Origin of the sequence: Brevundimonas sp. SPF441 (genome assembly GCF_009661015.1) — a bacterium.
In the GTDB taxonomy this organism is placed as follows: Bacteria; Pseudomonadota; Alphaproteobacteria; order Caulobacterales; family Caulobacteraceae; genus Brevundimonas; species Brevundimonas vesicularis.
Map to the genome: position 1 here is coordinate 11,913 of NZ_WJWX01000026.1, position 19,271 is coordinate 31,183.

17 protein-coding genes are annotated in these 19,271 nt (G+C 67.8%); 13 read left to right on the plus strand and 4 right to left on the minus strand.

What is annotated here, in order from left to right:
- The first annotated feature begins 2 nt into the window (after positions 1 to 2).
- The 4 genes from GGC30_RS13470 to GGC30_RS13485 are packed head-to-tail and all read left to right on the plus strand — an operon-like array spanning position 3 to position 4,437.
- Positions 3 to 2,333 carry an NADP-dependent malic enzyme gene (locus GGC30_RS13470; RefSeq protein ID WP_153925205.1) on the plus strand — a complete coding sequence of 777 codons (2,331 nt, stop codon included), beginning with the start codon at positions 3 to 5 and terminating at the stop codon, positions 2,331 to 2,333.
- On the plus strand, positions 2,330 to 3,202 hold the full coding sequence (gene rsmI, locus GGC30_RS13475; protein WP_153925208.1) for a 16S rRNA (cytidine(1402)-2'-O)-methyltransferase: 873 nt from the start codon (positions 2,330 to 2,332) through the stop codon (positions 3,200 to 3,202). The genes GGC30_RS13470 and rsmI overlap by 4 nt, the downstream gene beginning before the upstream one ends.
- A 5-nt stretch (positions 3,203 to 3,207) precedes the next feature.
- Entirely contained in the window at positions 3,208 to 3,609 is a 402-nt protein-coding gene (locus GGC30_RS13480; protein WP_153925293.1) for a YraN family protein, read from the plus strand.
- Positions 3,610 to 3,621: 12 nt separating this feature from the next.
- Complete coding sequence (locus GGC30_RS13485; protein WP_153925211.1) at positions 3,622 to 4,437, plus strand: SirB1 family protein; 816 nt, start codon at positions 3,622 to 3,624, stop codon at positions 4,435 to 4,437.
- Here the strand turns inward: GGC30_RS13485 and GGC30_RS13490 are convergent.
- Positions 4,434 to 5,690 carry a UbiH/UbiF/VisC/COQ6 family ubiquinone biosynthesis hydroxylase gene (locus tag GGC30_RS13490; protein ID WP_153925214.1) on the minus strand — a complete coding sequence of 419 codons (1,257 nt, stop codon included), beginning with the start codon at positions 5,688 to 5,690 and terminating at the stop codon, positions 4,434 to 4,436. The genes GGC30_RS13485 and GGC30_RS13490 overlap by 4 nt on opposite strands.
- 298 nt (positions 5,691 to 5,988) lie before the next feature.
- On the opposite strand from GGC30_RS13490, the gene GGC30_RS13495 reads away from it, so the two are divergent.
- From GGC30_RS13495 to GGC30_RS13535, 9 genes are all read left to right on the plus strand, one after another.
- Positions 5,989 to 8,400, plus strand: coding sequence for a DNA translocase FtsK (locus GGC30_RS13495; protein WP_153925218.1), 2,412 nt, complete (start codon positions 5,989 to 5,991; stop codon positions 8,398 to 8,400).
- 187 nt (positions 8,401 to 8,587) lie between these two features.
- Complete coding sequence (locus GGC30_RS13500; RefSeq protein WP_153925221.1) at positions 8,588 to 9,271, plus strand: outer membrane lipoprotein carrier protein LolA; 684 nt, start codon at positions 8,588 to 8,590, stop codon at positions 9,269 to 9,271.
- 70 nt (positions 9,272 to 9,341) lie between these two features.
- On the plus strand, positions 9,342 to 9,893 hold the full coding sequence (locus GGC30_RS13505; protein WP_153925224.1) for a hypothetical protein: 552 nt from the start codon (positions 9,342 to 9,344) through the stop codon (positions 9,891 to 9,893).
- Positions 9,890 to 10,573 (plus strand): DUF2459 domain-containing protein, encoded by a 684-nt coding sequence (locus GGC30_RS13510; RefSeq protein ID WP_153925227.1) that lies wholly within the window; start codon positions 9,890 to 9,892, stop codon positions 10,571 to 10,573. The genes GGC30_RS13505 and GGC30_RS13510 overlap by 4 nt, the downstream gene beginning before the upstream one ends.
- 65 nt (positions 10,574 to 10,638) lie before the next feature.
- Positions 10,639 to 11,091 carry a 30S ribosome-binding factor RbfA gene (rbfA, locus tag GGC30_RS13515; protein WP_091752041.1) on the plus strand — a complete coding sequence of 151 codons (453 nt, stop codon included), beginning with the start codon at positions 10,639 to 10,641 and terminating at the stop codon, positions 11,089 to 11,091.
- A 43-nt stretch (positions 11,092 to 11,134) separates the two neighbouring features.
- Entirely contained in the window at positions 11,135 to 12,064 is a 930-nt protein-coding gene (truB, locus tag GGC30_RS13520) for a tRNA pseudouridine(55) synthase TruB (RefSeq protein WP_153925230.1), read from the plus strand.
- Between the two features lie 80 nt (positions 12,065 to 12,144).
- Positions 12,145 to 12,414 carry a 30S ribosomal protein S15 gene (rpsO, locus tag GGC30_RS13525; protein ID WP_017506665.1) on the plus strand — a complete coding sequence of 90 codons (270 nt, stop codon included), beginning with the start codon at positions 12,145 to 12,147 and terminating at the stop codon, positions 12,412 to 12,414.
- Between the two features lie 297 nt (positions 12,415 to 12,711).
- Positions 12,712 to 14,943: a polyribonucleotide nucleotidyltransferase gene (gene pnp, locus GGC30_RS13530; protein ID WP_153925233.1), complete on the plus strand. Its 2,232-nt coding sequence runs from the start codon at positions 12,712 to 12,714 to the stop codon at positions 14,941 to 14,943.
- A 148-nt stretch (positions 14,944 to 15,091) separates the two neighbouring features.
- Complete coding sequence (locus GGC30_RS13535) at positions 15,092 to 16,924, plus strand: DUF885 family protein (protein WP_153925236.1); 1,833 nt, start codon at positions 15,092 to 15,094, stop codon at positions 16,922 to 16,924.
- A 9-nt stretch (positions 16,925 to 16,933) separates the two neighbouring features.
- On the opposite strand, the gene GGC30_RS13540 is transcribed toward GGC30_RS13535, so the two are convergent.
- Genes GGC30_RS13540 through GGC30_RS13550 form a run of 3 tightly spaced genes read right to left on the minus strand, consistent with a single transcriptional unit; the run spans position 16,934 to position 19,196 of the window.
- On the minus strand, positions 16,934 to 17,842 hold the full coding sequence (locus tag GGC30_RS13540) for an NAD(P)/FAD-dependent oxidoreductase (protein ID WP_370451996.1): 909 nt from the start codon (positions 17,840 to 17,842) through the stop codon (positions 16,934 to 16,936).
- Positions 17,839 to 18,987 (minus strand): DUF1176 domain-containing protein, encoded by a 1,149-nt coding sequence (locus GGC30_RS13545; protein WP_153925242.1) that lies wholly within the window; start codon positions 18,985 to 18,987, stop codon positions 17,839 to 17,841. Before GGC30_RS13545 ends, GGC30_RS13540 begins: the two co-directional genes overlap by 4 nt.
- Entirely contained in the window at positions 18,984 to 19,196 is a 213-nt protein-coding gene (locus GGC30_RS13550; RefSeq protein WP_066627295.1) for a DUF2945 domain-containing protein, read from the minus strand. Before GGC30_RS13550 ends, GGC30_RS13545 begins: the two co-directional genes overlap by 4 nt.
- Positions 19,197 to 19,271: the final 75 nt, after the last annotated feature.

Sequence of the window (19,271 nt, forward strand, 5' to 3'; positions counted from 1 at the left end):
CGATGCCCGATCAGACCGAAAAGCAAACCTTCTCCGACGACGAAGCGCTGGACTTCCACCGCATCCCGACGCCGGGCAAGATCTCCATGGCGCCGACCAAGCCGATGGCGACCCAGCGCGACCTGTCGCTGGCCTATTCGCCGGGCGTAGCCGTGCCGGTCCTGGCCATCGCCGCCGATGCTGACAAGGCCTACGACTACACCTCCAAGGGCAACCTGGTCGCCGTCATCTCGAACGGCACGGCGATCCTGGGCCTGGGCAACCTGGGTCACATGGCCTCCAAGCCGGTCATGGAGGGCAAGTCGGTCCTGTTCAAACGGTTCGCCGACGTCGATAGCTTCGACGTCGAGGTGAAGACCACCGATCCGGACGAGTTCATCACCGTCGTCAAGAACATCGGCGACACCTGGGGCGGCATCAATCTGGAGGACATCAAGTCCCCCGAATGCTTCGTCATCGAAAGCGAGCTTCAGGACCTGCTGGACATCCCCGTCTTCCATGACGACCAGCACGGCACCGCCATCATCTCGACCGCCGGCCTGATCAACGCCGTGCATATCGCCGGCAAGAAGCTGGACGAGATCAAGGTCGTGCTGGCCGGCGCCGGGGCGGCGGGCCTGTCCTCCATCGCCCTGATGAAGGCCGCGGGCGTCAAGGCCGAGAACACCGTGATCTGCGACCGCGACGGCGTCGTCTACAAGGGTCGCGACCACGGCATGGATCAGTGGAAGGCCGCCCACGCCACCGACACCCCACTGCGCACCCTAGCCGAAGCCATGGTCGGTGCCGACGTGGTGCTGGGCCTGTCCGCCAAGGGCGCGATCACCAGGGAGATGGTCGCGTCGATGGCGCCCAATCCGATCATCTTCGCCATGGCCAACCCCGACCCCGAGATCACGCCCGAGGACGTCAAGTCGGTGCGTTCGGACGCCATCATCGCCACAGGCCGCTCGGACTATGTGAATCAGGTCAACAACGTCCTGGCCTTCCCCTATCTGTTCCGAGGCGCGCTGGACGTGCGCGCGCGCCGCGTGAACCACGAGATGAAGATCGCCTGCGCCCAGGCTCTGGCAGCCCTGGCGCGCGAAGACGTGCCGGACGAGGTCGCCGCCGCCTATCGCGGACGCAAGCTGAAGTTCGGCCCTGACTACATCATCCCGACGCCCTTCGATCCGCGCCTGATCTGGTACATACCGCCCTTCATCGCCCAGGCGGCGATGGACACAGGCGTGGCCCGCGTCCAGATCGAGGACATGGACGCCTATCGCCACGCGCTGCGTTCGCGCGTCGATCCGTCCGCCGCCCTGATGCAGAAGATCAGCTCGGCCGTGCGCGGCGGGCCGAACAAGCGCGTCGTCTTCGCCGAGGGCGAAGAACCCGCCGTCATCCGCGCCGCCTGGGGCTTCAAACAGGCCGATCTGGGCACGCCAATCCTAGTCGGCCGCGAGGATCTGATCCGTCAGAACGCGGCAGAGGCCGGTCTGAACTTCGACGAGCTGGGCATCGAGATCACCAACGCCCGCGTCTCCGACCACAATGTCGAGGACACCGACTGGCTGTACGAAAAACTCCAGCGCCGGGGCTATCTGCGCCGCGACGTGCAGCGGATGATCAATCAGGACCGCAACTATTTCGCCGCCACCCTGGTCGCCAAGGGCCGGGCCGACGCCATGGTCGCGGGCGTGACACGCAACTTCAACATGGCGCTGAAGGAGGTCCAGCGCGTGCTGGATGTGGACGACACCCTGATCGGGCTGTCGATCCTGCTGGCCAAGGGTCGCACCCTGTTCGTCGCCGACACCACCATCCACGAACTGCCGAACGCCGAGGAGTTGGCCGACATCGCGGTCAAGGCGGCCGATACGGTCAGGAAGCTGGGTCGCAATCCGCGCGTGGCCTTCCTGTCCTATTCCACCTTCGGCAACCCGCCCGGCGACCGCGCCGAGAAGGTGCGCGAGGCGATCCGCATCCTGGACAAGAAGGGCGTCGATTTCGAATACGAGGGCGAAATGCCTCCGGAAGTCGCGCTGGATCCCAAGGGGCATTCGGCCTACGCCTTCAACCGCCTGACCAAGCCGGCCAACGTCCTGGTCATGCCCGCCATTCATTCGGCCGCCATCTCGACCAAGCTGGTTCAGGCCCTGGGCGGCGCGACCGTGATCGGACCGTTGCTGGTCGGTTTGGAGAAGCCGGTGCAGATCGTCAGCTTGGGCGCCTCGGTCAGCGAGATCATCACCGCCGCCACCTTCGCCGCCTATGACGCCGGCCCCGCCTTCCAGGGCTCGGGCCTGACCTCGGCGCCGCGTCCCCCTGCGGCCGTGGTCGAGCGTTGAGCGAACCTTCGCCCTTTCCACCCGCCGCCCCGCCGCCCCGGCGGGTGGAGCCGGGCCTCTATCTGGTCGCCACCCCGATCGGCAACCTGCGCGACATGACGCTGAGGGCGCTGGACGTGCTGGCCGCCGCCGATCTGGTGCTGGCCGAGGACACCCGCGTCACCGCTAAACTTCTGAGCGCCTATGGTCTGAAGGCGAAGCTGGAACGGTGCGACGACCATGCGTCCGGCCGCGCCGCCGAACAGGCGATCGAACGGCTGCGTGAGGGTCAGGTGGTGGCCCTGGTTTCGGATGCGGGCACGCCTCTGGTCAGCGACCCCGGCTTCGTCGTCGCCCGCGCGGTGATCGCCGAAGGACTGCCCGTCCATCCGATCCCCGGCGCCTCGAGTCTGCTGGCCGCCCTGTGCATCGGCGGCCTGCCGGCCGACCGGGTGCTGTTCGCCGGCTTCCTGCCGCCCAAAACGGCAGGCCGCACCGCCGCGCTGGACGCCTTGAAGGGTCAGCGCCAGACGCTGGTCTTCTTCGAAAGCGGGCCGCGCCTGAAGGACAGCCTGACCGATATGGCCGCCGTGCTGGGTCCGCGCCCCGCAGCCGTCGCCCGCGAGCTGACCAAACTCTATGAAGAGTGCGTGCGCGGGACGCTGGACAACTTGGCCGTCGATCCGCGCCTAGACGCGCCCAAGGGCGAGATCGTCGTGGTCGTCGGCCCCGGCGAAGAGGTTCAGGCGACCGAGGCCGACGCGGACGCCGCCCTGATCGACGCCCTTCAGACCCTGTCGACTGGGGACGCCGCCTCCGAGGTGGCCAAGGCCCTGGGGCTGAACCGAAAGACCCTATATCGCCGGGCGCTGGAGCTGAAGGGCAAGTGAAACGCCTGTCTCGTCCCGCGCCGGTCCGTCGCTCCAAGGCGGCGTGGCGTCAGGCGAAGGGCGGGGCGGCTTTCAAGTCCGGTCACGCCGCCGAATGGATCGCGGCCTTCTGGCTCATCCTGCGCGGCTATCGCGTGCTGGGGTTTCGTCTGAAGAGCCGGGCCGGCGAGATCGATCTGCTGGTCTGTCGCGGTCGGGTGTTGGCGGTCGTCGAGGTCAAACGCCGCGCGACGATGGAGGCGGCCCTCCTGGCGCTGAAGCCGGTCCAATACGATCGACTGGTCGCAGCGGGCGAGGCGATCCGACGCAATCGGCCGGGTCTGCAACGTCTGGATTTGAGAATTGATATGGTGGCGCTGGCTCCTTGGCGCGTTCCACGTCATCTTCGCGGCGTCGAGAGGCGCTGACGAGGGGATCGCATGACGCGCGAGGAGGCCGAGGCCGTTCTGACCGCCGCCGGTCAGGCCGAAGACGACGCCTTCCCCTTGCTGGAGGCGGCGATCGCCTGCGCCATCCATGACCATCCGTTGCGTGATCCCGAGCCTGTTCGCGCCCTGGCCCGCAACGCCTGCGACCGGCTGAAGGAGCGGATCGGCGGCGAAGGGCCCGACGAGGCCCTGGCCGAAACCCTGTGCGCCGACCTGCGGCTGAACGGCGACCTGATCCATTACGACCATCCCGACAACACCGACATCATCGCGGTCGCCGAGCGGCGGCGCGGCCTGTCCGCCGTGCTGGCGGTCTTCTATCTGCACGCGGCGCGCGCGGCCGGCATCACCGCGGCCGGCGTCGATTTTCCGGGCCATTTCATGGTTCGCGTCGAAACGCCCGAAGGTCCTGTCGCCCTGGACCCGTTCAGCCAGGGGCGGCTGATCCTGCCCAGCGAACTGACCCGGCGCGCGCTTCGCGCCGGTCTGATGCCGCACGTCGCGGATCGGCTGGATCTTCTGATGGCGCCGGTGACGGATCGTCAGTCGTTGATCCGGCTGCAGAATGTGCTGTTCAGCCGGGCCATTCGCGGCCGGGACTATGAGGGCGCCGAGCGGTCGGCCCTGCGTCGCGCCCTGCTGGACCCCGAGGACCACCGGCCGTGGCTCGATGTCGCCTCGGCTCGCGAGAAGCAGGGGGCGCTCGCCGGCTCGTTGCAAGCCCTGGCGCGCGCCCAGGGTCTGGACGGCGTCGAGGAGGCGCGGCGGTTCACGACCTTCGAACGCGTGCGGATGCAGTTGAACTAGACGACGGCCTCGCCGCGCAAAAGCCGGGGCAAGTCGCCTGTCGCGCCGCCCGCCTCCTGCATGAAGGCGCGGCGCAGAGGACCGATGCGATTGACCGCGGCCATGCCCAGGTCGCGCGCCAGACGCACCGGCGCGATGTCGTTGGAGAACAGGCGCACAAAGGCATCGAAGCCCGCCGCCAGGGCCGCATTGTCGAACCGGCGCCAGCGGGCGTAGCGCTCCAGAACGGTTTCCGACCCGATGTCCTCGCCCAGGCGCGCGGCCTCGGCCAGCACCTCGGCCAGAGCCGCCGCATCCTTCAGCCCCATGTTCAGACCCTGACCGGCGACGGGGTGAACACCGTGCGCCGCATCCCCGATCAGGGCGATGCGCGGCGCGATCAGTTTTTCCGCCAGGCTGAGCGACAGCGGATAGACGAAGCGCGGACCCTCGACCGTCGCGCCATCAAGAAACTCCCCAAACCGCCGCATCAGATGGGCGTGGAAGGCGTCGTCCGAGGCGTCGCGCAACGCCTCGCCCCGTCGCGTCGTCTCGGTCCAGACCAGGCTGGCGCGCTGATCGGTCAGGGGCAGGATGGCGAAGGGGCCGCTGGGCAGGAAATATTCGTGCGCGACATTTCCGTGGTCGCGACCCAGCCGCACCGTGGCCACCACGCCGCTCTGGCCATAGCCCCAGCCGACGGTCTCGATCCCGGCCGCGCGGCGCACGGCCGAGCCTCGCCCCTCGGCGCCGACGACCAGGGGCGCGATCAGGGTCGATCCATCGGCCAGGGTCACGGTCGCCTTGCCCGCATCCGTCTCGACGCTGGCGACAGAGGCTGGGGCTCGCACTGCAATCCCCGCGCGCGTCACCGCCTCGGCCAGAGCCGCGCGGATGCGGCGGTTCTCGACCATATAGCCCAGCGGCTCGCCGCCGGTGCGGCCTCCGATCTCGTCGGCGTCGAAGCGCAGGAAGGCGGGCGAGGCCGATCGGCTGGCCGCGCCCGGCCGACGCCCGTCGGTCACCAGAATATGGTCCATCCGACAGGCGTGGGGACGAAGGCTTTCGCCCAGGCCCAGCGCGTCCAGCATGCGGAAGGTCGAAAAGGCGACGGCCGTCGACCGTCCGTCGAAGGTCGGCGCCAACTGGGCGCTGAACGGCTGCGGATCGATCATCACGACCTTCAACTGCGCTTGCGCCGCCGCCAGGGCGAAGGCCGCCCCGGTCAGCCCCGCGCCGGCGATGACGATGTCGTAGCGTTCGGTATCAGCCATGGAAGGCTTGTCGCGCCGTCGCGGCCAAAGGTCCAGAGGGCGAAACGCCCACATAGTCTCCTCCCCATTTCATGGGGAGGTGGCGCGGCGCGGCTTCGCGTCGTGACGGAGGGGTTCTTTGCCGCATCGCAGATGTCTATGGGGCTTCAAGAACCCCTCCACCGCTTCGCGGTCCCCCTCCCCGCAAAGCGGGGAGGAGACAAAACGCCGTCGCAAAGCCAAGCTGGTAAACAGCCCCTTAACCCTGTGGGTGCGACAAAGGCGGCCGAACGTCAGCCGCAGGAAGGTTCGATCCTTCATGTCCACCGCCCTCGTCATCGGCCGTCAGGCCTGGATCAGCGCCCGCATCCTGTGGGACGCGCCGTTCGTGGTGCGGTTCAGGGGGGTCTTGCAGGCCCTGCTGGCGACCCTGCTGCTGGTCGCCCTGGTGTCGTGGAATCCGGCGGACGCCAGTCTGAATGCCGCTTCCAGCCTGCCGACGACCAACTGGCTTGGGACGAACGGGGCCCTGTTCGCCGACCTGTTCATGCAATCGCTGGGCCTTGCGGCCTGGCCCGCCGCCCTGCTGCTGGTCGCCTTCGGCCTGGCGCGCGCGGTCGGTGATGCGATCCAGCAAAGGCTCAAGCCCACGCCGTTGAAAGCCCTGGCCGCGACCGGCGGGACGCTGCTGCTGTCCAGCGCGCTCGCCGCCCTGGCCGCGCCCGCCGCCTGGCCGCTCGCCGCCGGTCTGGGCGGTTTGTGGGGCGATGCGGTGACAGGCTTGGCGGCGCGCGGCCTCGGCGCCCTGCATATCCCCGGCGGCCGCATCATTGCAGGCCTCGTCTTCCTGGTCGCCGGGCTGTGGCTGGTCGGTTTCGCCATCGGCCTGCGCGCCATGGATTTCCTGGACGCCCTGCACTGGGGCAAGTCGTTGCGCGCGCCCACGCCGCCCCAGCCGAAGCCCCAAGCCGCTCGCGAAAAGGCGCCCGCCAAGGCCCGAGCGCCCCGCGCGGCCCCACCGGAAGAGACGCCGCTGGCCCCGACCTATGCAGAAGAGCCGCCTCAGACCGCCTATGACGACCTGCCGCCTTGGGAGGACGACGCCGTCCAGCCCGCGCCCCGCCCCTCGGCCGCGCGCCCGGTCGAGCCTCGCGTCGCTGCGGTCAAGGCGCCCAAGGTCCGCAAGGACGACGTGGACCAGCAGGCCTTCGACTTCGTGCGGCCGGAAGGCGATTTCGACCTGCCGCCGCTCGGCATCCTGACCAAGCCGGCCCAGCGCGTCGGTTCGGTGGACGAGGACTCCCTGAAACAGAACGCCAAGATGCTGGAAGGCGTGCTGCAGGAATTCGGCGTGCGCGGCGTGATCGACCAGATCCGTCCCGGCCCTGTCGTGACGCTCTACGAACTGGTGCCCGCGCCGGGCGTGAAGCACGGCCGCGTGGTCGCCCTAGCCGACGATATCGCCCGGTCGATGTCCGCCCGCGCCTGTCGTATTTCCGTGGTCCAGGGCCGCAACGCCATTGGCATCGAACTGCCCAACGCCAAGCGCGAGACTGTCTATCTGCGCGACCTTCTGGCCAGCGCCGAATACGACAAGAGGGGTCACCTGCTACCCCTGGCGCTTGGTGAGACCATCGGCGGAGAACCCTATGTCGCCGACCTGGCGCGGATGCCTCACCTCTTGATCGCGGGCACCACGGGCTCGGGCAAGTCGGTCGGGGTCAACGCCATGATCCTGTCGATCCTGTATCGCCACAGCCCGGCCGAATGCCGCTTCATCATGATCGACCCCAAGATGCTGGAGCTGTCGGTCTATGACGGCATCCCGCACTTGCTGGCGCCGGTCGTGACCGATCCGAAGAAGGCCGTCGTCGCCCTGAAATGGACGGTGCGCGAGATGGAGGATCGCTATCGCCGCATGTCCAAGCTGGGGGTGCGCAACATCGCCAGCTACAACGAGCGCGCCCGCGAGGCCCAGGCCAAGGGCGAGCATTTCGAACGTACGGTCCAGACCGGCTTCGACGACCAGGGCCGCCCGGTCTACGAATCCGAGAAGATCCGCCCCGAACCCCTGCCCTTCCTGGTCGTCGTCATGGACGAGATGGCCGACCTGATGCTGGTCGCCGGCAAGGACGTCGAGGGCGCGGTTCAGCGTCTGGCCCAGATGGCCCGCGCCGCCGGCATCCACCTGATCATGGCCACCCAGCGCCCGTCGGTGGACGTCATCACCGGCACCATCAAGGCCAACTTCCCGACCCGCATCTCCTTCCAGGTCACGTCCAAGATCGACAGCCGCACCATCCTGGGCGAACAGGGCGGCGAGCAGCTGCTGGGCCAGGGCGACATGCTCTACATGGCCGGCGGCGGGCGCATCACCCGTCTGCACGGCCCGTTCGTCGACGACAAGGAAGTCGAGGACGTCTGCAAACATCTGAAGGCCCAGGCCGAGCCCGACTATCTGGATCTGATCACTGACGAGCCGGACGGCGACGGCGACAACGGCTATGACGAAGGCGGCGGCGGCGGATCGGGCGACGACCTGTACGATCGCGCCGTCGCCGTGGTCACCCGCGACCGCAAGGCCTCGACCAGCTATGTCCAGCGCCGTCTCCAGATCGGCTACAACCGCGCCGCCTCCCTGATCGAGCGGATGGAGCAGGAGGGCGTGGTCAGCCCCGCCAACCACGCCGGCAAGCGCGACGTCCTGGCCGGCCCGCCGCCGATGGTGTGACGAAAATCGAGGAACGGCTGCGGCTCGGAGCCGTTGTCTGACCCGCTATCGCGTCCAAGCTTCAGCATTTCGATGAACAGGGCTTCATCGCAGCGCCGGAATATGGTCAGGCTCGCGTCATTCCGACGCCAAGCCGACCGGGCAAGACGGCAGGATCGACAACCATCCCGAACGGGAGACGAACTTCATGACCTCGCGCACCAAGACCCTGGCCTTGCCGGCCGCCGATCTGCACCGCCGCAGCCTGCTGCTGGGCGCCGGCCTGACGACCGGCCTGATCGCGCTGGGCGCCTTCGACGCCGCCCACGCCCAGTCCAACCTGTCGGCCGAGGATCGCGCCGTGGTGCAACAGGCGCAGGGCTATCTGCAGGCCCTGACCTCGGCGCAAGGCACCTTCACCGAAACGGGCCCGAACGGTCAGACGCGTCAGGGCCGCTTCTATCTGCAACGTCCCGGCAAGATGCGGTTCGAATACACCAACCCCGCAGGTCTGCTGGTGGTGTCGGACGGCTACAACGTCAAACGCTACGACCCGCGCCTGAACAGCTTCCAGCAGGTGCCGCTGGGTCGCACCCCCCTGTCGACCTTCCTAGCGCGCAATGTGCGGCTGGATCAGGGCGTGCGTATCGAGCGCGTGACCCGGATGGCCTCGGGCGCCTTCGCCATCACGGCGCGGGATTCCAACCGCCCGAACGATGGTCAGGTCGTGCTGGCCTTCGCCGGCAATCCGATGCGTCTGCAAGAGTGGACCATCACCGATCCGCAGGGCGCACGGACCCGGACCCAGTTGACCGCGCTGCAACCGGCGTCCGGCCTGTCGGCGCGCCTGTTCCAGCTCAGCGACCCGACCCGTCGTCCCGGCCGCAACTAAGGGCGTTCAGTCTTAGGGTGTTCTGGGGCGGGTGACCATTCCTCAACCCCTGTTCCCCTAGATTGGCCGCATGAGCGCGACCGCCCCGCCATCCGGCGCCCCATCGCTGAAATGGATCGCGGCGGTCGGCGCGGGCGCCTTTGCTCTGTTCATGCTCGGCGCACTGGTGGTCGAACCGGCTCTGAATCGCCTGATCGCGCCGATCGACGCCTCTGCCAGACCTCGCGTGTCCGGACAGGTCGAGGTCGGGGAAGTCGTGCTGTCCGGCCGCTACGTCGCGGCCAAGTCCGACATGGCGCTCGACGTGGACGGCGGCGCGCTGAGCACGACCACGGGCGGCCGCCTGACCTCGTCGCCGCATCGGCTGGTTCAGGCGGATCAGCAGGCCAGCGTCTCCAAGAGGTTCACCGACGCCATGGCCGTGCCGCCGACGGCCCAGATCGAGGTGCGGCGTGTCACGGCTGACGACGACACGCGGCTGTGCGCCGGTCATCCCGTCGGATGGCTGGCGCTGGCCGTGCGGCGCGACGGCTTCGTCCTGATGCCGGTGCGACAGGGGCCGCCGCCGGGGGCCCTACTGGCCGACAACCGCCTGTGCGCCGTCTTGGACCTCAGCCGATGATCCGTGGTCTGGTGCTCGCGGCGTTGGCCGGACTGGTCGCCGCGCTTCTGACCTGGACCCGGCCGGGCGCGACGGATGGGACGGCGACAGACCCTGTCGTCATTCAGGTGCTCGACAACGGCTTTCACACCGATATCGCCGTCCCGCGCGCCGCGCTGGAGCGCCGCGGCGGTCCTCTGGCGCTTGCAGTCCAATCCTTGGCGCCTAGCGACTGGATCCTGATCGGATGGGGCGATGCGAAATTCTACGTCGATCAGCGGCCGATTTCGGATCGCTTGCCCGACGGGGCGCGCGCCTTCCTGCATCCCGGCAATCGATCGGTGCTGATGCTGGCCCCTCGACGCGACGATCCACGCCTGACCTATGGCGAAGACAGCGCCGCTCTGACCCTGAGCCGCGTCCGCTTCGAGCGTCTGGCCGCGCGGGTCGAGGCCTCGCTGGATCTGTCGAACGGCCGGCCGCACATCGCAGCCATGCGTGCCGGCGACGAAGCGCGCTTCTTCGCCAGCCGCGAGACCTTCTCCATCCTGCATCTGTGCAATCACTGGACGGCCGGCGTCCTGAACGCCGGTGGCGTGGCGATCCGGCCTGTTCCGGCCATCATCTCGGGCGAGGTGATGCGCTCGGTTCGGGCCGCCGAACGGGCGCGAAAACTGGACAGACCCCCGCTGCGGGCCTAGACCGCCCGACTTTCGCCTATCCAGCCGGGTCCGATCCCCAGCGGGCGAACAAGAAGGAGAGGCCGATGGCCCACAAGCAACACACCCGCAACGCCTCCGGCCCCGCCGGACCCAGCCAGCGCCAGCTGCGCGCCGGCGAGCTGATCCGTCACGCCCTGGTCGACATCCTGCGCGAGGAGGATATCCGCGACGAGGCCCTGGCCGGGGTGTCCATCACCGTGACCGAAGTGCGCCTGTCGCCGGACCTGAAACACGCCACCTGTTTCGTCGAGCCTCTCGGCGCCGGCGTCGAGGCCGCGCCGACCAATGGCCATGAGAGCGAGATCATCAAGGCGCTGAACGTCCACGCCAAATTCGTGCGCGGCCAGCTGGGCCGTCGCCTGGACATGAAGTTCACGCCCGACCTGAAGTTCCGCCACGACGAAAGCTTCGACGCCGCCAGCCACATCGACCGCCTGTTCGACGACCCCCGCGTGCGCGCTGACCTGGAGCGCCGCGACGACGAGGACGATCAGTGATCCTCCGGCCTCAAGTAGCGCGAAGCGCGGTAGGCCAAGCATAATGGGCCGCAAGAAGAAGGGCGACATCGTCGACGGTTGGGTCTGCCTGGACAAGCCGTTCGAGATGGGATCGACCGAGGCCGTCAGCCGTATCCGTCGCCTGTTCAACGCCCAGAAGGCCGGTCACGCCGGAACGCTCGACCCGCTGGCCAGCGGCATCCTGCCCATCGCGCTCGGCGAGGCGACCAAGACCGTGCCGATGATGATGGAGGCGCAGAAGGTCTATCGCTTCACCATCAACTGGGGCGTCTCGACCGACAGCGTGGACCGCGAGGGCGAGATCATCGGCCGCTCCGACGTGCGACCCACGGTCGATCAGGTGAAGGCCGCCCTGCCCACCTTCGTCGGCGAGATCGACCAGACGCCGCCGCGCTTTTCCGCAATCAAGGTGGACGGCGCCCGCGCATACGACCTGGCCCGCGACGGGGTGGAGTTCGAGCTTCAGGCTCGCCGCGTCACCATCCATTCGGCCGAGGTGACGGATGCGCCCGACGCCGACCACGTGGAACTGACCATCCGCACCGGCAAGGGCGTCTATGTCCGCTCACTGGCCCGCGATCTGGCTGCGGTTCTGGGCGCCGAGGGTCATGTCAGCGCCCTGAGACGCGAGCGCGTGGGGCCGTTCAGCACGCAAAACGCCGTCACTCTGGATTCTCTGGAGGAAATGGTGCATAGGGGCGCCGCCTCGGAAGGCTTGCTTGCCGTCGCGACCGCTCTGGACGACATCCCGGAACTGGCCGTGAATGAACAGGACGCCTTCTCGCTTCGGCAGGGACGCCCGATCGTTCTGCTCCCCCGTCAGGTGGAAACCCTCAAGGATCGTCTTACCGGCGGTTCGCGCACGGTTTCAGCCTTTCAGGGCCAGACCCTCGTCGCCCTCTGTCAGTTGCGGGCCGGTCGGCTAGAACCCGACCGCGTTTTCAACCTCTAGGCCCGCGCCATCCGGCAAGGGCCGAGACCCCACGGCCTCAAGTAGCGCGAAGCGCGATAGGCCAAGAAAGGACTCTTACGATGTCGGTTACTGCTGAACGCAAGCACGAGATCATCGCCGATAACGCCCGCTCCGCTGGCGACACCGGCTCGGCCGAGGTTCAGGTCGCGATCCTGTCGGAACGCATCGCCAACCTTACCGAACACTTCAAGACCCACAAGAAGGACAACCACTCGCGTCGTGGCCTTCTTAAGATGGTGTCGCAACGTCGCCGCCTGCTCGACCACCTGAACAAGGTCGACGCCGGTCGCTACCAGGCGCTCATCTCCAAACTGGGCCTGCGCCGCTAAGGCGTCGGAACAGTGTAGAATACGCTTTCGAGGCGCGGGCGGTCACGTCCGCGCCTCGTTGTGCAACTAAGCGCTTCCAGGCCAAGTGGCTGCCGGTTGGCCGCCCGGGAAGCGCGACTACAAGATACGACCTGTGCGCCGCAGGACTTACCGGCGCAGCTGCGAGGGCCATGACGGTCCTCTCCCGGTCGTCGCGATGGCGCGGCGGCCTCTGGATCGAAGGACTGAACGCCGACGCATCCGCCCCATGATGGGACCCCGCACGGAATACGCCGTCCGGGATACGAAAGACGAAATATGTTCGACATCAAACGCAAGACGATCGACTGGGCCGGCCGCCCGCTGACCCTGGAAACGGGCCGCATCGCCCGCCAGGCCGACGGCGCCGTACTGGCGACCTACGGCGAGACCGTGGTTCTGGCCACCGTCGTCTATGGCCGCGCGCCCAAGCCCGGCCTGGATTTCTTCCCCCTGACCGTCAACTATCAGGAAAAGACCTTCGCCGCCGGCAAGATCCCGGGCGGCTACTTCAAGCGTGAAGGCCGTCCGTCCGAGAAGGAAACCCTGGTTTCCCGCCTGATCGACCGTCCGATCCGCCCGCTGTTCGTCAAGGGCTTCAAGAACGAGACCCAGGTCGTCGTGACCGTGCTGCAGCACGACATGGAAAACGACCCCGACGTTCTGGGCATGGTCGCCGCCTCGGCCGCCCTGACCATCTCGGGCGTGCCCTTCATGGGCCCCATCGGCGCCGCGCGCGTCGGCCTGATCGACGGCGAGCTGGTGCTGAACCCCGCCATCGACCTGATCCCGTCCTCGGACCTCGACCTGGTGGTCGCCGGTACGCAAGACGCCCTGATGATGGTCGAATCCGAAGCCAAGGAGCTGTCGGAAGAGAAGATGCTCGAGGCCCTGATGTTCGCGCATGCGGGCATGCAGCCGGTGATCGACGCCATCATCGAACTGGCTGAACACGCCGCCAAGGAGCCCTTCGACTTCCAGGCCGAAGACCACTCCGACGTCGTCGCCTCGATCAAGTCGCTGGTCGGCGAAGACATCAAGAGCGCCTACACCCACGCCGGCAAATACGAGCGCCGCTCGGGTGTCGACGCCGCCAAGAAGGCCGCCGCCGCCAAGCTGGTGAAGACCGACGAGAACCCCGACGGCGTTGACGGTTCCAAGTTCTCGGCCGCCTTCAAGGAGTGCGAAGCCGAAGTCCTGCGTCGCGACATCATCGAGAACGCGCACCGCGTCGACGGCCGCGCCCTCGACAAGGTCCGCGCCATCGTGTCGGAAGTCGGCGTCCTGCCGCGCACCCACGGTTCGGCGCTGTTCACGCGTGGGGAAACCCAGGCCCTGGTCGTCGCCACCCTCGGCACCGGCGAGGACGAGCAGTACATCGACAGCCTGCAGGGCACCTACAAAGAGAACTTCCTGCTGCACTACAACTTCCCCCCCTATTCGGTGGGTGAAGCGGGCCGCATGGGTTCGCCCGGCCGTCGCGAAATCGGTCACGGCAAGCTGGCCTGGCGCGCGATCCGTCCGATGCTGCCGACCAAGGAAGACTTCCCCTACACCATCCGTCTGGTCTCCGAGATCACCGAGTCGAACGGCTCGTCCTCGATGGCCACGGTCTGCGGTTCGTCGCTAGCCCTGATGGACGCCGGCGTGCCGCTGATCCGTCCGGTCTCGGGCATCGCCATGGGCCTGATCCTGGAGCCGTCGGGCGAGTTCGCCATCCTGTCGGACATCCTGGGTGACGAAGACCACCTGGGCGACATGGACTTCAAGGTCGCCGGCACGTCGGAAGGCATCACCAGCCTTCAGATGGACATCAAGGTCGCCGGCATCACCAAAGAGATCATGAAGCAGGCCCTGACGCAGGCTTCGGCCGGTCGCCTGCACATCCTGGACGAGATGTCCAAGGCCATGGATGCGCCGCGCGCCGAACTGGGTGAACACGCGCCCAAGATCGAAACGGTCAAGATCCCCGTCGACAAGATCCGTGAAGTCATCGGTTCGGGCGGCAAGGTCATCCGCGAGATCGTCGAGAAGACCGGCGCCAAGATCGACATCGGCGATGACGGCACCATCAAGGTCGCCGCCAACGACCAGGAGAAGATCGACGCCGCCAAGGCCTGGATTCAGTCCATCGCCTCGGAGCCGGAAGTTGGCACCATCTACTCCGGCAAGGTCGTCAAGGTCGTCGACTTCGGCGCCTTTGTGAACTTCTTCGGCGCCAAGGACGGCCTGGTCCACGTGTCCCAGATCGCTCTGGAACGGGTCGCCAACCCGGCCGACGTCCTGTCGGAAGGCCAAGAGGTCAAGGTCAAGTTCCTGGGCTTCGACGACCGCGGCAAAACCAAGCTGTCGATGAAGGTCGTCGATCAGGAAACCGGCGAAGATCTGACGGACAAGATCAACGCCGAGCGCGCCGAGCGCGGCGAGGCCCCGCTGTCGGAAGACACCGGCGGTCGTCCCAAGCGCGACGGTGATCGCGGCGGCGATCGCGGACGTCGTCGTCGCGACTAAGCGACTTCGCATCCAAGACTGATGAGGCCCGGCGGAGCGATCCGCCGGGCCTTTTTCTTTGGACCGGCGCACAGACTGTCCGCGATTTCACTTGCCGCTTCGGCCCATGCGGTTTCCATTGCCGCATCCAGTTTCGAGGGGCCGTTCCATGTTCGATCGTCGTCGTCTTCTTCAGTCCGCCGCCCTGGGCGCCGGTCTCGTCGCCGTGGGCGGCCCCGCCTTCGCGCGTCAGGCCGGGGCGTCTCAGGGCGACGCCGCCGCCCAGCTGAAGACCTTCATGGACGCCACGTTCGAGCAGACGCTGGACAAGAGTCCGGAGGTCGTCACCATGTTCGGCCTGGACAAGGGCGACCGCGCCGCCGCCAAGTCGAAGCTGACCGTTCCGACACGCGCCGAGGAAGACGACCAGCGCGCCTTCACCCGTCGCCAACGCGCCGACCTGTCCCGCATCGACCGCTCCAAACTCGATGCGCGCAACGCCAACTACTACGACAGCCTGACCCAGAATCTGGACGGGGTGATCGCCACCTACGACATCCCTTACGGCCAGGGCGGCTGGCCCAATCCGTACCGCGTCAGCCAGCAGGGCGGCGCCTATCAGTCCACGCCCGACTTCCTGGCCAACCAGCACACGATCGAGACGGCCACCGACGCCGACGCCTATGTCGCCCGCGTCAACGTCTTCGCTGACGTGCTGCTGGCCGAGACGGATCGGCTGAAGGAAGACTATGCGCTGGGCGTCATCCCGCCCGACTTCATCCTGGCCAAGGCCATCCGCCAGCAGGACGGCGTCCTGGCGACGCCTGCGGCGACCTCGCCCCTGACCCAGTCGGTCGTGGATCGGGCCCGCGCCAAGGGCCTGACCGGCGATTGGGGCGCGCAGGTGGAACGGCTTGTGACCGAGCGGGTCTATCCGGCCCTGGCCGCCCAGAACGCCGTGCTGAAGGCGGCCCAGCCGAACGCCGTGCACGAGGCCTCTGTGCGCCGCCTGCCGCAGGGCGAGCAGTATTACGCCAACAGCCTGCGCTACATCACCACGACCCGGCTGACCGCCGACGAGATCCACCGCACCGGCTTGGAACAGATGGCGGATCTGACGGCGCGCGCCGATGTCCTGCTGAAGGCGCAAGGCCTGACGCAAGGCTCGGTCGCCGAACGGATCAAGGCACTGGGGGACGATCCCAAATACGTCTACGCCAACACCGACGCCGGCAAGGCCGAGCTGATCGCCAAGCTGAACGCCCAGATGGCCGACATGCAGGCCCGGCTGCCCAACGCCTTCGGCCGCCTGCCCAAGGCCAAGGTCGAGATCAAGCGCGTCCCGCCCGAGATCGAGGCCGGCGCGCCGATGGGCTATTACAACTCGCCCAGCCTGGATGGGACGCGACCCGGCATCTACTGGATCAATCTGAAGGACACGGCGGAATGGCCGTCCTGGACCCTGCCGACCTTGACCTATCATGAGGCGACACCGGGCCACCATCTGCAGATCAGCCTGCAGCAGGAGAGCGAGTCGGCGCCGCTGCTGATGAACCTGCTGGGCTTCTCGTCCTACGTCGAGGGCTGGGGGCTATATGCCGAACAGCTGGCCGACGAACTGGGCGCCTATGAGAACGATCCGGTCGGTCAGATCGGCTACCTGCAATCGTTGATGTTCCGCGCCGCGCGCCTGGTCGTCGACACCGGCATCCATTCCAAGGGCTGGAGCCGCGAAGAGGGCATCCGCTACATGATGGAGGCCTATGGCGATCAGGAAGGCGCGGCGACGTCCGAGGTCGAACGCTATTGCGGCTGGCCGGGCCAGGCCTGCGCGTACAAGGTCGGTCACAACGAATGGGTTCGCCTGCGCGAAAAGGCTAAGACGATCCTGGGGCGCAAGTTCGACATCAAGGGCTTCCACGACACGGCGCTCGCCGCCGGCGGCGTGCCCCTGTCGGTGCTGGAACGGATCGTCGACGGCTGGGTCGCGACCCAGGCCTAGTTCCGGCGCTCAGTCGGCGACGGTCAGGCCGTCGGCCTGACGCAGGCGGTTGTGGATGTCGGTAGCGGCGACGGCGGCTTCGGCGGTCGCGACGGCGATCTGGTTGAGGCCGCGCACGACGTCGCCGGCGGCATAGAGGCCCGGCACGCTCGTGGCCTGATGCAGATTGACCTCCAACCGGCCGTCGTCGGCCAGACGCGCCTCCAGCCCCTCGGCCAGTTCGGCGTTCGGCGATGTGCCCAACGCCGAATAGACCAGGTCGAACGCGCGGCTCTGGCCGGCGTAGCTCAGGGCCGTCACGCGATCGTTCTCGATGTCGATCGCATCTAGCGGCGCCAGGATCAGTTCGACGCCCAGCCGTTCCAGTTCGTCACGCCGGCTGAGCGCGTCGGGCGCGCCGATATGAATCAGGGTCACACGGTCGGAATAGGTGCGCATGAAGGCGGCCTCGCGCGCGCCCTTGTCGCTTTGGCCGATGATGGCGACAGCCTTGTCGGTCGCCTCATAGCCGTCGCAGATGGGACAGATGCGGACCAGCGCCTTTTGCACCGCCGCTTCGACGCCGGGCAGATCCGGATGGTGATCGACGACCCCGGTCGCCAGCAGGACGGCGCGGGCGCGAACGACGCGGCCATCCATCTCAGCGACAAAGCCGTCGCCGTCGTGGCTCAGGCGCTGGACGCGACCCGGTTCGACGACCGCGCCATATTCCTCGGCCTGTTCGCGCATCCGCTTCAGGATGTCGGCGCCGGTGATGCCGGCCGGAAAGCCCGGCATATTGTGGCTGAGCGGGATCCAGCAGGCGCGGGGCGCGCCGCCATCCACCACCAGGGTCCGCCGCCGAAAGCGGCCCAGATAGGTCGCCGCCGTCAGGCCGGCCGGGCCTGCGCCGATGATCAGAACCTCCGGATCGGTCACCGCGTGCGCCAAGTGACAGGCCAAAGGTCGGACGGCACGCCGGCGCATTCGCCCATGATGCTTTCCTGCGTCAGGGTGAAGCCCTGTCCCGTCCAGGCCCAGGTCTGCGCCGCGCCGCAATCCCCGATGCCCCGCGCCTTGGCGAAGGCCGACAGGGTGCGGGTCTTGGGATCATAGGCGCCGTTGACGGTCGCGTTGTCCGGCATGACGGGATCGGAGCCCGGACCTTCCGATCCGGCGAGGATTGCGGGCCGGGGGTCGCGACCGCCCGGTCCTGTCAGATACCAGTTGTGGGTGACGTTATAGGCGCCCGATCCGCAGGGCACGGCCCACAGCTCGGTGCGGGCGTCCAGCCGGGCGGACATGACCATGTCGCTGACGGCCGGCATGGCCGACTCCTTGAGGCAGTCGCCGACCTCGGTGCGGGCGCGCAGCGCGGCGGGCAGGCGCTGGTTCTGATCGCCGAAACCGGCCTGATCGACGGCCGGAGCGAGCGTCACCGTCGGCAGCGACGGCGCGATCGGCACAAGGGCGGCCGGGCGGTCGCCGCGTCGGATCAGGGCGGTGGGCGTATTCAGACGTCCCTGCTTCTCGTCGATCCACAACAGGGCGGCGGCGGCGCCGTGCAGCGAGACCTCCTGGGTCGAGGCGCCGCGAATGATCATGACCTTGCCTTGGGCCAGGGCGTCGAGGGTAGTGCGGGCGCCGTCGCGGATCTCACCGACGGGCGCCTCGGCGTCGCTCGCCTCGCCGCGCACAGCCGGATAGGCGCGGCCGTCGATGGTCAGGCTGAGGGGGCCGGCGCCCTTGGCGTCGCCGTCGGGCCAATAGCCGAAGAGGAGTTGCGGCTGGGCGTCCGGACCGGGCGCCAGGGTGATGCGGACCCAGCCGGCGGCGAACTCGGGCGCGAAGCCGAAGGCCCAGCAGGTCCCTTCGTTACCGCAGGTGGCGCTCCAGTCCCGGAAGGTCTTGGTTTCAGGGCGGATCTGCAGCACCGGCGCGGCGGCGGCGGGCGCAGCAGGATGGGCGGCCTTGGTCGCGGCAGGCGTCTTGGCCGCATCCTTGTCTCCGCATCCGGCGATGGACAGCGCAGACAGGACAAGGGCCGAAAGGGCGACGCCGCGCCACAGGCCTTTCGGGGTCATGCCTTCTTCAACTCCGACGGCTTGTGCGCCGCGCGAGCGCCGGTCTTGGCGCTCTCGACGATATACTCCGGATTGTCCTTGGAAGCCGCAACCTTGTGGCCCTTGATCTTGGTTTCCGAAGTGACCTTCTTGACCACCTTGCCGGTCGTGGCGCCCTGGCTGTGGTCCCACTTCACCTTGTCGCCGGCCTTGAACGTCTTTTCTGACATGACGATGACTCCTGCTGTGTCGCTTCCTGTTCAGCGATCAGCCTGCGCATCAGTTCCGCGTCGATCACGGGCGGC

What these genes read in the sequence shown, in the direction of transcription:
- GGC30_RS13470 (WP_153925205.1), top strand. Translation starts at nt 3, where the DNA reads ATGCCCGATCAGACCGAAAAGCAAACCTTCTCCGACGACGAAGCGCTG.
- GGC30_RS13485 (WP_153925211.1), top strand. Translation starts at nt 3,622, where the DNA reads ATGACGCGCGAGGAGGCCGAGGCCGTTCTGACCGCCGCCGGTCAGGCC.
- GGC30_RS13490 (WP_153925214.1), bottom strand. Translation starts at nt 5,690, where the DNA reads ATGGCTGATACCGAACGCTACGACATCGTCATCGCCGGCGCGGGGCTG.
- GGC30_RS13495 (WP_153925218.1), top strand. Translation starts at nt 5,989, where the DNA reads ATGTCCACCGCCCTCGTCATCGGCCGTCAGGCCTGGATCAGCGCCCGC.
- GGC30_RS13500 (WP_153925221.1), top strand. Translation starts at nt 8,588, where the DNA reads ATGACCTCGCGCACCAAGACCCTGGCCTTGCCGGCCGCCGATCTGCAC.
- GGC30_RS13505 (WP_153925224.1), top strand. Translation starts at nt 9,342, where the DNA reads ATGAGCGCGACCGCCCCGCCATCCGGCGCCCCATCGCTGAAATGGATC.
- GGC30_RS13510 (WP_153925227.1), top strand. Translation starts at nt 9,890, where the DNA reads ATGATCCGTGGTCTGGTGCTCGCGGCGTTGGCCGGACTGGTCGCCGCG.
- rbfA (WP_091752041.1), top strand. Translation starts at nt 10,639, where the DNA reads ATGGCCCACAAGCAACACACCCGCAACGCCTCCGGCCCCGCCGGACCC.
- truB (WP_153925230.1), top strand. Translation starts at nt 11,135, where the DNA reads ATGGGCCGCAAGAAGAAGGGCGACATCGTCGACGGTTGGGTCTGCCTG.
- rpsO (WP_017506665.1), top strand. Translation starts at nt 12,145, where the DNA reads ATGTCGGTTACTGCTGAACGCAAGCACGAGATCATCGCCGATAACGCC.
- pnp (WP_153925233.1), top strand. Translation starts at nt 12,712, where the DNA reads ATGTTCGACATCAAACGCAAGACGATCGACTGGGCCGGCCGCCCGCTG.
- GGC30_RS13535 (WP_153925236.1), top strand. Translation starts at nt 15,092, where the DNA reads ATGTTCGATCGTCGTCGTCTTCTTCAGTCCGCCGCCCTGGGCGCCGGT.
- GGC30_RS13545 (WP_153925242.1), bottom strand. Translation starts at nt 18,987, where the DNA reads ATGACCCCGAAAGGCCTGTGGCGCGGCGTCGCCCTTTCGGCCCTTGTC.
- GGC30_RS13550 (WP_066627295.1), bottom strand. Translation starts at nt 19,196, where the DNA reads ATGTCAGAAAAGACGTTCAAGGCCGGCGACAAGGTGAAGTGGGACCAC.